Source organism: uncultured Dialister sp. (assembly GCF_900541605.1).
In the GTDB taxonomy this organism is placed as follows: Bacteria; Bacillota; Negativicutes; order Veillonellales; family Dialisteraceae; genus Dialister.
Genome location: NZ_UQKJ01000056.1, coordinates 1 through 13,325 on the forward strand (window position 1 = coordinate 1; position 13,325 = coordinate 13,325).

The window sequence follows — 13,325 nt, forward strand, 5'->3', positions numbered from 1 at the left end:
CTTTATTCATTTTCTTCAAGTTATTCACAAAAATCCCGCCCAAAACTGCTGAAAAAGGCTGTGAATAATTAGCGCTTGTAAAAAGCCCATTTAATCAGCGTTTCCCTAACAGCTAGAAGCTAACAGCTAGCAGCCCCACGCCAGTGACTCTAACCATCAGCATGCGAATCAGCTGCCGGCCACCAGCCACATCCACTTCTGCTATAATAGGAGCAGAGTCTGTTCGATAGAAATGAGGGAATGCTATGACCGATATAGAAAATGCGGAAACATTATTTCAGGAATATAAAGTAAAAGAGGCCTATCCTCTTTTTGAGAAACTGGCAGGGGAAGGAAATGGCCGGGCCATGTACTTCATGGCTCTCTTCCATCAGTACTACATGGGTTGCGCTCCCTGGAACCCGAAGAAAGCCATGGAATGGGCATTGAAGGGAGCCCGCCTGGGTGATGGCCTTTCCGGCCTGTTCTGCCTGCTTCATTTCAATGAACTTTCCCATGAGGAGTACCATGAAATTACGGACAGCCGGGAAAAGTGGATTTCCCTGGCCCAAAAGGACAGCTCCATTTATGCCCTGGAAGCCCTGGGATGCTATGAAATGGTGAATGCCCAGAGCGAAGAAGAAGTGGACCGGGCTTTCCACCTGCTGGAAGAGGCGGCGCTGAAGAACTACTGGAAAGCCTGGAACGATCTGGGCCAGTTCCATGACAGCCATGTAAAGGACAATCCGCCGCTGGTGCGGAAAAAAGCGGATAACCGGAAGGCCATCGACTGCTATCGGAAGGCCCTGGAGGCGGGATACCCCGATGCCATGAACCGGCTGGCCTATTTCTACTATACCGGCGTCGGTGTGCCTCAGGATAAAAAGCAGGCCTATGCCCTGTTTCGGAAGGCCTTTGCCAAAGGCCACCTGCGGGCTGGTACGGCGCTGGGACTCCTATACCTCTTTGATGAAAATGACCTGGATAAGAAAGAGGGGTTCCGGATCACGAAGAAGGCGGCCGATGCGGGAGATCCCCTGGCCATGGGAAATATAGGAAACTGCTATTACTATGGCAATGGTACGAAGAAGGATCGGCGCCTGGCGAAACAGTATTACCGCCGGGCATCGGATCTGGGCATGGATTCTTCCACCACCCAGCTCGGTGCCATTTACCACGAGGAAGGGGACGACAAGAAGGCCTTTGTCCTCTTCCGGAAAGCGGCGGACCGGAATTTCCCGGAAGCCATGGGATGGCTGGCTGCCTGCTACCAGTATGGCTACGGTACGGAGAAGAGCACCCAGGCCGCCATTGAATGGCTGGAAAAGGCAGCGGCCTTTGGCAGTGAAGATGCAAAGACAGCGCTCCGGTTCCTGCAGGAAGAACTGAAGGAAGCAGAGAAAAAATAAAGGAACCCCAGGTTCCCTTTGGAATTACATTTTATAGAAAGAAGAATAGATAGAATTTTATGAGAGTACTGTATTCCGCAGCGCTGGCTGCTTTTTGTGTCCTGCTGTCTTTCCCTGCCACCGGGGAGGCGGAGACGCCGGCTCCTGCTGTATCGACCTATGAAAACAGTGCCCTGGCTGCCGGGAAGGCCGATGATCCCTCTGCACCAGCGGCAGTCCAGGAAGAAAGTAAGGAAAAACTGGTCCTTCTGACCTGGCAGGATGATCCGGAGTCCGTGCGGTATGAGGTGGAAATTTTCCGGGGCCTCCCGGCGGACCTGGACCGGAACCAGCCCCTGGAAGATCATCTTTACGATAACCAGCGGATTTATTCCAATAAGGTGCTGGTAGACCTTTCTCAGTTCCCCGAGGGGACGGAGCCCCTGTACTGGCGGGTCCGGCCTATCGATGCGAACTGGGAAGGCATGGGTCCCTTTTCTTCTCCCATGGAAGTGAGAAGTACCATGAAACCAGTTTCCCGGAATGCACCGTACCCCAATGTGTATCGGCCGGGCAATGGGTCCACCCTTCTCTATCCCGTCTATTCCTATGCAGGAAATCCGGGAGCTTCGAAGTATGAAGTGGAAGTGACCAGCGCCTACCCGGAAAATACGGAAGGCACGGCACCGTCGAAATACCGGGTATTCTCCAAGATAACAAGCCTGTCCAATGTGTACGATGATAATCCCCGTATCGGCACCTTCTACTGGCGGGTCCGGGGACTCGACGAAAACGGGAACGCCGTAGGTATCTGGAGTATGCCGGAAAAGGTTCGGACAAATCCGGAGGAACATTTCGATGTAGGCATTTACGGGGACAGCATCACCCAGGGCGGGGGCCACCTGTACCACAGCCCTGCCGATATGGCCTACAGCTACGTGACATACCTTGATTTTCCGGCAGTCAATATGGGGCGGAGCGGGGACACCACGGAAATGATGGAAGACCGCTTCGACCACGATGTGCTGCCGTTCCATGTGAAGTACCTTCTCATTATGGGAGGCATTAACGACCTCCGCATGGGAGCGGATCCGAACAAGGTCATCGGCCACCTGGAGGCTATCCGGAAGAAATGTATAGAGCACCATATCACCCCCATCCTCCTTACCATTGTTCCCATTAATCCTGAAAATATCCAGAAATACTACGGCGATGTCACCTACAGCGGCTGGCAGGAATCGGTAAAAATCGTGAATGACTATATCCGGACTCAGCCCCACATCGATACGGCGGCTCCCTTCGCCGACTATCCCGTCATGCCCAGTGAGCTTGCCATGGATGGTATCCACGGAGACTGGAACGCCAAGCAGATGATTGCCGGAGAAATCAACCGGCACATCGGAGAATTTATAAAGAAGTGATGCTGACGAGAAGAATTTGAGAGTTGAGGTCCCGCGGCTGGGCTGCAAGGTTTCATGATGATGGGCAGAGCCACTCGAGCGGGGGCTTCTAGCTTCTAGCAGCCAGGAAAGCTCAGAAGCCTACGGCATGTATGATGGTTGAAAATATCAGATGGAAAGCGCCGCAGGCTGACCAGTTTTCCTGGAAGCTAGCAGCTAACAGCTGGAAGCCCCCGCTCGAGTGACGCTACCCATCAGCATACAGTTCCGCCGCGAAGCGGCTATTCAGCTCAAGGCTCACACAGGTTGGTACGCCGCTCGGCTGCCAGTATTTCTGATTTCCCAAATGTTTCACGTGAAACAATGGAGGCTTTATGAACTATAAAATGCTGTTTCTGGCAGCCCTCTCCGTATGGGGGCTGTCTTTTCCGTCCATGGCGGAGGACCTTCTCCACCTTTCCTGGCCGACGGACTACGATGCGGTGAAGTATGAACTCCGCATTTCCCAAAAAAGTGGTGGAACCATGGAAAAAGTGATGGAGGAGACCGCCTATGCCAGCGATGTTCTCCTCCGGGAGCAGGGGCGGCTGTCGGATCCGAAGGGACTGTACTGGCAGGAAGAACCCTATGATTTTGATGGGAATTCCATAGGTCCCGTGACGGAGCCAAAGCCGCTGGCTTCATCGGCAGCTGTCATACACCGGGAGGCGCCGCTTCCCCGGCCGGACCGGAGCGGGGAAAGGGGTGGGGCTCTTCTGTATCCCGTATATACCTACACCGCCCTTCCCGGCGCTGCCACCTACGAAATAGAAATTCTGGCCCAGTATCCGGAAAATACGGAGGGCACAGCGCCTTCGAAGTACCATATCGGCGGCGGAGATTTCCAATATACCGATTACTACGATGATATGCCCCGGTTTGGTACCTGGTACTGGCGGGTCCGGGGGAAGGATGGAAAAGGAAATCCGGTGGGAGAATGGAGCCTGCCCCAGAAGCGGGAATTTTCCACCACCGGCTATACCATTGGTCTCTATGGAGACAGCATCACCCATGGCGGGGGACGTATGTCCTATGGGCCCAATGACCTGGAATACAGCTATGGCCATTACCTGGACTTTAAGACCATTAATCTCGGGGACTCCGGCAATACGAGCCAGGATATGGTGGAACGGTTCGACAGGGACGTCCTTCCTTTCCACCTGAAATACCTGCTCATCATGGGAGGCAGCAACAGCCTTCGGGGTGGTGTTCCTGCGGAATCGGTGATTGCCGACCTGAAGACCATCCAGGAGAAATGCCGGGAAAACGGTATCGTTCCTATTCTTCTTACCCTGCCGCCCATTAACCCCGCCAGCATAGACAAAGTTTTCCACGAGCCCACCGCAGAAAACTGGGAGGATGAATTCCGGAAGGTGAATGAATTTATCCGCACCCAGCCCCATATCGATACGGCCGCCGCCTTTCCCTATGAAAACGTGATGCCTCCGGACCTGGCTCTGGATGGCCTCCACGGAGATGTGGAAGCAAAGAAACGAATCGCCGCCGTGATTAACGAACACATAGGGGAGTTTGATCCTACTCTGAAATAAACAGGTGCGGCCATAGAGGGGCCTTTAGCTTTGAGCCTTGAGCTGATTAGCGTCTTCGACGCAATGGCACCTCCTTACCCGTCAGGGAGGACTTCCCCTGAAGGGAAGGGGTCACTGATTTCTCAACCGCCTGTGGCTTTCGGTGAAATCAGTTCACTTGCCACACCATAGAGGCAGCAAGCCCTGAATTCACCAACGGAAGGGCTGTCGCTGCAGGAGATGGGGAGGCGCATTTGCCGCGAAGCGGCTATCCAGCTCAAGGCTAAAGGCTCAAGGTTGTGGCAGAGAACTTTTAACAGGGTGAGAATATCTGATTCAGCGAAGAAAAGTTATAAACAGTTTGTGCAAAACTCTGTGAATAGTTGTGAATATTCACAGACTGTGAATGGAAAAGAGCCCATAAAATCGGAAAAGTTAATCACAGGAAATCCACACAGAGTTATTCACAGGGTGTGAGTAAGATAGTGGATCAGCGGTTCTGGCATAGGGCGGCGTTATTTGCCTGCTGGCGGATAGAGACACTCCCATGGGGTCCCCTGGCTTTTAGGAAAACTTTACAGACTACGGCAGGAATGACTGGTGGGGATATCAGGTGGAAAGCGCCGCAGGGGAATCAGACTTTATGGCAGCAAAAAATCCCTGTATCGAATGACTCTATCTATCAGCACACAAACTTGCGGCGCAGCCGCGGGACCTCAACTCTCAATTCTCAATTCTTTTCTGGAAGCTGGTCCCCGCGTGAGTGACTCTATCCGCCAGCAGGCCACGTCCAATCTCTTTATTGACAAACTCTCTCAATTAGCGTATGTTAAGTATATCGAGAAATATGATTAATATACACTAATTTACAAGGAGATTATTATGAATATGGATATTTTCTGGGGACTCTTTATCCCCTTCCTGGGCACCTCTCTGGGGGCGGCCTGTGTATTCTTTATGCGGGGAGAAATGCATCGGGGCGTGCAGCGGGGACTTACCGGATTTGCCTCCGGCGTCATGGTGGCGGCGTCTATCTGGAGCCTTCTCATTCCGGCACTGGAAGAATCATCGTCATTGGGAAAACTGGCTTTTATTCCCTCGGTCATCGGTTTCGGCTTTGGCATGGCTTTCCTGCTTCTTCTGGACCATGTGATTCCCCATCTTCATATGGGAGCCACTGAGTCGGAAGGCCCAAGGAGCCACCTTGCCAGGACCACCATGCTGGTGCTGGCGGTGACGCTGCACAATATACCGGAAGGTATGGCCGTGGGGGTGGTGCTGGCCGGATTCCTTTCCGGCCATGAAGGGATTACCTTTGCTGCCGCCATGGCCCTGTCCCTGGGTATCGCCATCCAGAATTTTCCGGAAGGCGCCATTATTTCCATGCCCCTTCGGGGAGCGGGCATGGGAAAGATGAAAGCCTTTGTAGGCGGCGTCCTGTCGGGGGCGGTGGAACCGATTGGCGGGTTTATCACCATTCTCCTGACGTCCCTCATTGTGCCTCTCATGCCCTATCTCCTGTCCTTTGCAGCGGGAGCCATGATGTACGTGGTGGTGGAGGAACTGATCCCGGAAATGTCGGAAGGAGAGCACTCGGATATCGGAGTGATTTCTTTTGCCTTCGGATTCATGGTCATGATGACCCTGGACGTGGCACTTGGATAAGTGAGGAGTGAGAAGTTAGGAGTGGTAGTGCGGCGCACAAATTATGGAGCGCCGCTTTTTTATGGGATTTCGGTGCTGGCGGATAGAGTCACGAGCCTTGAACCGGCCAGCCGCCGCGCAGCGGATATTCCGCTCAAGGCCCAAGGCTCAAAGCTCCTCGGGAATGACTCCGCACGTATCCCCATGCAAAATTAGAAAATAATTAAACATACAAATACCCCCTTGCAAAATAAATTTCGTGGACCTATAATGCAAACATCAAATTCATACAGGCGGATGAAACATATGGGAGAAAGCCGAAAGGCTTACCGAAGGAGTAACACTCTCAGGTATCTCACAAAGATAGTACCGTATGTGGACGCACTCTGGAGAGTCTCGATTAAAGAGCGCCGAAGGTGTAAGGATGGAAACATCCCAATCTCTCAGGCAAAAGGACAGAGAAAGCAACGTCACACTTATGTGTCCGTTTAAGGTAGACAATGCCGGCTTCCAGAGTTATTTATTTTGGATGCCGGCTTTTTTGTGACAAATACTTTATTACGGAGGGCGTTGTTAAAAATGGAATTTGATTACATGGCTTTGCTGAATTCACTGGATAGTTTTATCTGGGGACCGCCGCTTTTGGTCCTGCTGGTCGGGACAGGCATACTCCTCACGGTGAGACTGAAGCTCCTGCAGGTGTTCAAACTGCCGAAGGCGCTTCGCCTCATCTTCAAGGCACAGAATGCCGGCAGCGGTGATATTGATTCTTTCAAAGCTCTTTGTACCGCACTTTCTGCTACCGTCGGCACCGGCAATATCGTCGGTGTGGCTACAGCCATTGCAGCCGGCGGCCCGGGCGCTATTTTCTGGATGTGGCTTGCCGCATTCTTCGGAATGGCTACCAAGTATGCAGAAGGTCTCCTGGCTGTCAAGTATCGTGAAGTGGACGACAAAGGTGAAATCGCCGGCGGCCCCATGTTCTACATCAAGAACGGCATGGGAGAAAAGTACAAATGGCTGGGCGCCCTCTTCGCCGTCTTCGGTGTCCTGGTTGCCTACTTCGGTATCGGTACCTTTGCCCAGGTGAACTCCATTGTGGATATCACAAAGATGACCATCGGACTGGATCCCATGTGGACCGCCATTATCCTGACTGTACTGGTTGCAGCCATTACCCTTGGCGGACTTCAGTCCATCGCCGCAGCCGCTTCGAAAATCGTTCCGGCCATGGCAGTGATTTACTTCGTTTCTACCGTTGGTGTCCTGATTTTCTTCGCAGACCAGATTCCTGCAGCTATTGAAACTATTATTTCCAATGCATTCACTGGCACCGCAGCAGCCGGTGGTTTCCTCGGATCCACCATGATGCTGGCTATGAGAAATGGTATTGCCAGAGGCGTATTCTCCAATGAGTCCGGCCTCGGCTCTGCTCCTATCGTAGCAGCTGCTGCCAAAACAAAGTGGCCTGCTGAACAGGGTCTGATTTCCATGACCGGTACCTTCATCGATACCATCATTATCTGCACACTGACCGGTCTCACCATCGTCGTTTCCGGCGAATGGCTCAATGGATTGAACGGTGCTGCCCTTACCAACGCAGCGTTCAAAGATGCATTCCCCGCTTTCGGTGGATACATGCTCATGATTGGCCTGGTACTTTTCGCATTCACCACCATCCTCGGATGGAACTACTACGGTGAACGGTGCATGATTTACCTGGTGGGCACCAAGGGAATCCTTCCTTACCGTTTGATTTTCATCGCCCTCGTTGCGAGTGGCGCATTCCTGAAACTCGAAGCCATCTGGGTTCTGGCGGATATCGTCAATGGACTCATGGCTATTCCAAACCTGATTGCCCTGCTGGCTCTGTCCGGTGTGGTGGTAAGAGAAACTGCCAAGTATTTTGACCACCTGAAGACAGGCAAGGACTACGAAGAATACGTAGACCAGGATCCCAGCAAGGCCGTGAAGACGGAAGTCTCCGCAGATGCGGAAGACTGATGGAGTCTCTGTCAGGTCAATATATTTACATATTATTTCCTGTCGGAAAGGTTTTCCCATTTTCCTTCCGCCTGGATTAATATGACACCCCATCCGGCAAAGGGCACTCCGGTGAGAAAGCCCTCCTAAACTATCTCGTCGGAGAGTGCCGGGCTCCGGGGGCTGTCCCCAGAAAACAGCTTCCGGAGCGGAGGCCCTAATCTTCAAAAATGGATGTTCATAATAACATGTATGTATAGGATCAGGCGAAAGCCTGTGAATATATGCCGCATTGCACGGCAGGTCCCTGGAGGAGGAATTCAGATCTGTTTCCCGAAGGGAACCAAAAAAGCAAAATACGGTGGATGATGTACACTGAAAAATGGCAGCGGAAAGGCTGCCTGCCGAAGGAGTAATACTATCAGGCGTTCAGAAGAACACGAAACTGTGTACGGACACAACTCTGGAGAGTCCCATTCAATTGGGCGCCGAAGGTGTAAAGGGATTTCACCCGTAAATCCCGAATCTCTCAGGCAAAAGGACAGGGCTGGCAACAGGGTAACCCCCTCTGCATGCATGGATGCATACATACATACAACCGCCAGCCTCAGAAACCTTCACCAAGGGCCTGAGAACGGCGGTTGTTTTTATTCTCAGAAACAATACGGGTCAAGAGTAAGGGGGATATTATTATGGACATGGCTGCAATCAACTCGCTAGTCAATACAATTGACGGCATAGTCTGGGGCCCGGTAATGCTGGTGCTCCTCGTCGGTACCGGTGTGTACCTTACCTGCTTATTAAAATTCCAGACCTGGCGGAACCTGCCTTATGCAATCCACAGCGTTCTTTCTAAAGAAGCCCGCACCACCAAGAGAGGCAAGGGCGATGTTTCTCCATTCTCCGCACTGATGACAGCTCTCGCTGCTACCATCGGTACCGGCAATATCGTAGGCGTAGCTACCGCAATGTTCTCCGGCGGCCCCGGCGCCCTGGTGTGGATGTGGATTTCCGCATGCTTCGGCCTCACCACAAAATTTTCCGAATGCATGCTTTCCATTAAATATCGTGAAGTGAATGCAAAGGGTGAAATGAAGGGCGGCCCCATGTTCACCATGAAGAATGGCTTCAAAAATAAAACGGCCGGCCGTACACTGGGCTTCCTCTTCGCACTGTTCGCTGTCATCGCTTCCTTCGGTATCGGCAACATGACCCAGGCAAACTCCATTTCCGGAGCTGTACAGACAGTCTTCGGTGTACCTCTTGAAGTCTGCGGCGTCATTCTTACCGTCCTGTCCCTGATCATCATCGTTGGTGGTATCAAGACAATTTCCAAAGTTTCCTCTGTCGTAGTTCCTGGCATGGCGGTCTTCTATATCATTGCTGGTGTCATCTGCATTCTTCTTAACATCCAGAACGTACCCCATGGCCTGTACCTGATTTTCATGATGGCCTTCGATCCGCAGGCTGTTGGCGGCGGCGTCCTTGGCACCATCACAGTTTCCGTTATGAACTCCATGCGTTACGGCGTTGCCCGCGGCTGCTTCTCCAATGAAGCGGGCCTCGGCTCTGCAGCTATCACCGCTGCCGCTGCTACCACCGATGATCCTGTCCGTCAGGGTTACATCAACATGACCGGTACTTTCTGGGATACCATCGTTGTCTGCACCATCACCGGTCTCACCATTGCTTCCTCCGGCGTCCTCGGAACCACCGATGCCGCAGGTACTCCTCTGAAAGGCATTGCCCTCACCATGGCAGCCTTCTCTACCAACATCGGTATCATTGGTACTTATATCGTAGCCATCGGCATCATCCTCTTCGCTTTCTCCACCATTCTCGGCTGGGAATATCACGGTGAAAAAGCATGGGAATACCTCTTCGGCACCCATAAGTACAATATGGTTTACAGAGTTGTATTCTCCCTGGTTGTTTATGTAGGCGCTACCCAGACCCTGGATCTGGTGTGGAACCTTTCCGATATTGCCAATGCACTCATGGCAATTCCAAACCTCGTTTCCCTGCTGGTGCTCTCTCCTGTAATCAAGGAAGAAGTCGTCCGTTTCCAGGGCGTCCTTGCTAAGGAAAAAGCTGAAAAAGCAGCTCTCGCTGCTAAAGAAGAAGGGGTCAAAGCTCATATCTGAGATACCCTTCCCGGCTGGGACATGATGAACCTTGAAGGTTCACCTCCATATCGTTGTCCCCCCTCACTTCTCCGGAAGTGAGAAACAACCCCTATCCTGCTCCTCTGAATTCCGGCAGGATAGGGGATATTTTTTGTATAAGATGGATATGCGGATATGTCTATAATTGGCGCATAAAGTTCATCGTGAATAATCAGGAATGAGGAATCAGGAATTAGGAATTAGGAATGAGGAATGGTGGTAGCGGCGCACAAATTATTAGCGCCGCAAATCATATAATATCCTGATAATATCCCGGCTGCTCCTATCTATGGGGTGAGGCGGCGGAGGATGCCGCTCACCGGTATGTTTTGAAGGGTATGAAAGTCAGGGAAGCGCTGATTCATTTGCAGAGTCAGATTTTATAAGGGTTTTTATGCAATACTGCGTCATAAGCCAGCCAAAGATAAAAGGAAGGCAATTTAATGTGTAGAAAAAGCGTCAATTTGCGACTATGTGCGAGTCCTATGCATGATTCGCACATAGTCTGACATTAAGCGATCGCCATAGAGCCCGGCCGAAGCATTTCCATCTCCAAAGGGGCACGGCAAAGCCGCGGAATCTCAACTCTATGATTTACCCCCTCGTACTGCCCCGGTCCAGATTCGCGGCGTCTTTGGCGTCTGCCTTATTTTCCCCCCGCCGTTCCAGGAGGCGCTGGAGGTTCTTTCTCCGGGACCGTTCGATGTACTGGTGGGCGATGGCATCGGGCAGGGTAGCGCCCAGGGAGATGCCGAGGAGGATGAGCAGGGCTTCCACGCCGGTCTGGAAGGCCGTGAGGAGCTCAAACATATCGGCATGGCTGATATCGATAATGGCAAAGAGGAACCGGTACAGCAGCACCCCGGGAATCAGGGGGATAATGGCGGGAATGGTGACCACAAATACCGGGGCATGGAAGAAGCGGGAGGCGGTGAAGTAGAAAATAGAGAGCACCGCGGCGCCGAAGAAGGAGGCACTGGCCATGCCCATGTGGAAAGCAACCATAAGAATATCCCTGGTATCCACGGTCAGTATGGCGCCCAGGCAGGCGGCGAGGATATACCGTTTCGGCACATTAAACATGATGGAAAATCCCAATGCCGCCATGGCCGCCGCCAGGGCCTGGGCGATGTACAGGGATTCCGGGGCAATGGGGACAGCGGTGAAACTGGGAACGTCCGTCATGCCTACAGCCCCGGCGATGCCGAATGTCATGGCCAGCATGATCAGTATGGTATGGGTGAACCGGGTCATGCCGGAGGTCAGGTAGTTATTCAGGAAATCGTCTACCCCGTTGATGAGAGGCACCCCCGGTATGAGGGTCAGAGCGCAGGCCACGATGGGAAGGAAAGGATTGATGGCACCGGGCAGGTACATGGTGAAGTAAGCCATGAGGGTGGCGGAAAAGGCAGAGGCCGCAATGGTGACGTACCCATTGATTTCCAGCCTTGTGCACAGGTATTTCACAAGGGCCCCTACGATGGCGGCCAGCATGGTATACAGCGCTTCAGCAGCGTGGCCGCCGAAGATAAGGCAGAACGAAGCGGAAGCCAGGCCGATGGCAAGGATGACCATCCATTCCGGATAAATGCGGCTTCCGAAATTGTGGCGGATGTAGTCCAGGTGCTGTTTGAAGGTGCCGTAGGAATCATTCTTGTACAGGGCCTCCCAGCTGGCTTCACTGGTCTGGAGGATGGTGGTCATGTTTACACCGTGGCGGTAGCATTTGCGGAACATGGTGTGGGTCTTTTTCCCATCGTCCACGTTGATCATGATGGTGGAGTAGGTGATATGAATCTGCACATCTTCCCAGTAAATACCGAGGCACGCAGCGGCCCGGAGCATATCCCGGACGATGCGCTTGCTGCCGGCGCCGCTTTCCATCATGAGCTGGCCGGTGTCCAGAATGAGTTTCATCTTATCCCGGATGGAAAGGGAAGAATTGGATATTGACATGAATCAGGACCTTCTTGTGTATAAATAAAGAATTGAGATGTGAAAGTTGGGAATTGAGATCCCGCGGCAGATCAGTGGCTGATGACCCGGTTACCAGCCACTGATCTGCCGCAGGCCGCTGCTCTTTCCTGGCAGTTTTCCCAAGCAAAAAGACGGGCCTTTGCCCGCCTTTTTCCCGATTCCTTAAAATTTGGAATTCTGTATGAAATCGATGTAGTCCTTGTACTGCTTGGCCATTTCATAGTCGTGAAGCGGGAAGCATTCCGTAATCCAGCGGATCAGGAGCCAGAGACAGCCAAAAAATACGAGGAACTGCAGGATTCTGTGAACAAAGGAATAGGATTTTCCGGATTTACGGATCCATTTCGGATCCAGGTGGTAGGCACTTTTGTAGATCCATTTGGCATACAGAATCACATAGATCACCTGGCCTACGGTCATGGCAAGAAGCCGGGGGACTCCGATATGATGCAGCAGGATTCTATGGAACCAATGCATGGGATCCGCCAGGGCAAAGAAGATTTCCCGGGCACTCATCATGATGCCCATGAACTCATAGTGGGTAATAAAGACAAAAGCACTGAATGAAAAGAAACAGACCACGCCAAGACAGATGAGGGTGGCCAGTTTTCGGCCCACATAAACCCGGCAGATCACATTCATGATAAAGAAGATGAGGAGCAGGGAACCGATGGAGGTCAGGAAATAGGGACTCAGGTGATTAAAGGCGGCATCGTGCATACCGTTCACTGCGTGAATCAGGACGTAGGGGAAAATCAGGATCCACGCGAAAAAGGGGATATACCCGATCCGCCAGAATGGGTGGAGCAGGCTCTTCCTCGTCATGAGCTGGGTAAAGAAAAGGAGGAGGAAACATTCTCCCATGTTCCTGCCAAACCGGTACCATTTGAAAAGCCCGGTGATGCCCAGGAAATCATAATAAGCGGTGACGATAGCAAGCAGCACAAAGGCGCTGAAGAAATAGATGAAAATTTCCTTCAGTGAAATTTCCTGCCACCAGTCGGTGAGTTTCTCCTTTTCCTGCGCCAAGAACAGCATACTATCCTCTCCTGTATCATACTTCACTCTAAGTATAAAAGGATACCGGAATTCGGGCAAGAGGGGACTTTAGAAAGGCAAGATGCAGGGAAGTGAGAAGTGAGGAGTTAGGAGTGAGGAGTGGTGGTTAAAATGGACCCCGAGGAGTGGACACATCCGAAAGTGAGGCCCCCGGATTTTGGA

Annotated in this window: 8 protein-coding genes and 2 riboswitches; of the genes, 6 read left to right on the top strand and 2 right to left on the bottom strand. The window is 52.2% G+C overall.

The features are described from left to right. The first annotated feature begins 245 nt into the window (after positions 1-245). The 6 genes from QZR21_RS05325 (at position 246) to QZR21_RS05350 (ending at position 10,106) form a co-directional block, all read left to right on the top strand. Positions 246-1,388: a tetratricopeptide repeat protein gene (locus QZR21_RS05325; protein WP_296099018.1), complete on the top strand. Its 1,143-nt coding sequence runs from the start codon at positions 246-248 to the stop codon at positions 1,386-1,388. 59 nt (positions 1,389-1,447) lie between these two features. Continuing rightward, entirely contained in the window at positions 1,448-2,788 is a 1,341-nt protein-coding gene (locus QZR21_RS05330) for a GDSL-type esterase/lipase family protein (protein ID WP_296099015.1), read from the top strand. A 353-nt stretch (positions 2,789-3,141) separates the two neighbouring features. Continuing rightward, a complete protein-coding gene (locus QZR21_RS05335) occupies positions 3,142-4,356 on the top strand; it encodes a GDSL-type esterase/lipase family protein (RefSeq protein WP_296099012.1) in 1,215 nt (404 codons plus the stop codon). 861 nt (positions 4,357-5,217) lie between these two features. Next, on the top strand, positions 5,218-6,000 hold the full coding sequence (locus tag QZR21_RS05340) for a ZIP family metal transporter (RefSeq protein WP_296099009.1): 783 nt from the start codon (positions 5,218-5,220) through the stop codon (positions 5,998-6,000). Positions 6,001-6,355: 355 nt separating this feature from the next. Further along, positions 6,356-6,448: riboswitch (glycine riboswitch) on the top strand. Between the two features lie 110 nt (positions 6,449-6,558). Next, positions 6,559-7,983, top strand: coding sequence for a sodium:alanine symporter family protein (locus QZR21_RS05345; RefSeq protein ID WP_296099006.1), 1,425 nt, complete (start codon positions 6,559-6,561; stop codon positions 7,981-7,983). 432 nt (positions 7,984-8,415) lie between these two features. Beyond that, positions 8,416-8,517, top strand: a riboswitch (glycine riboswitch). A gap of 137 nt (positions 8,518-8,654) precedes the next feature. Next, the gene (locus QZR21_RS05350; protein WP_296099003.1) at positions 8,655-10,106 is read left to right on the top strand and encodes a sodium:alanine symporter family protein; all 1,452 of its coding nucleotides are present in this window, start codon (positions 8,655-8,657) and stop codon (positions 10,104-10,106) included. Between the two features lie 615 nt (positions 10,107-10,721). Here the strand turns inward: QZR21_RS05350 and QZR21_RS05355 are convergent. Together QZR21_RS05355 and QZR21_RS05360 are read right to left on the bottom strand one after the other, a co-directional pair. Continuing rightward, positions 10,722-12,083 (bottom strand): threonine/serine exporter ThrE family protein, encoded by a 1,362-nt coding sequence (locus QZR21_RS05355; protein ID WP_296099002.1) that lies wholly within the window; start codon positions 12,081-12,083, stop codon positions 10,722-10,724. 183 nt (positions 12,084-12,266) lie between these two features. Continuing rightward, entirely contained in the window at positions 12,267-13,142 is an 876-nt protein-coding gene (locus QZR21_RS05360; RefSeq protein ID WP_296099001.1) for a hypothetical protein, read from the bottom strand. Positions 13,143-13,325: the final 183 nt, after the last annotated feature.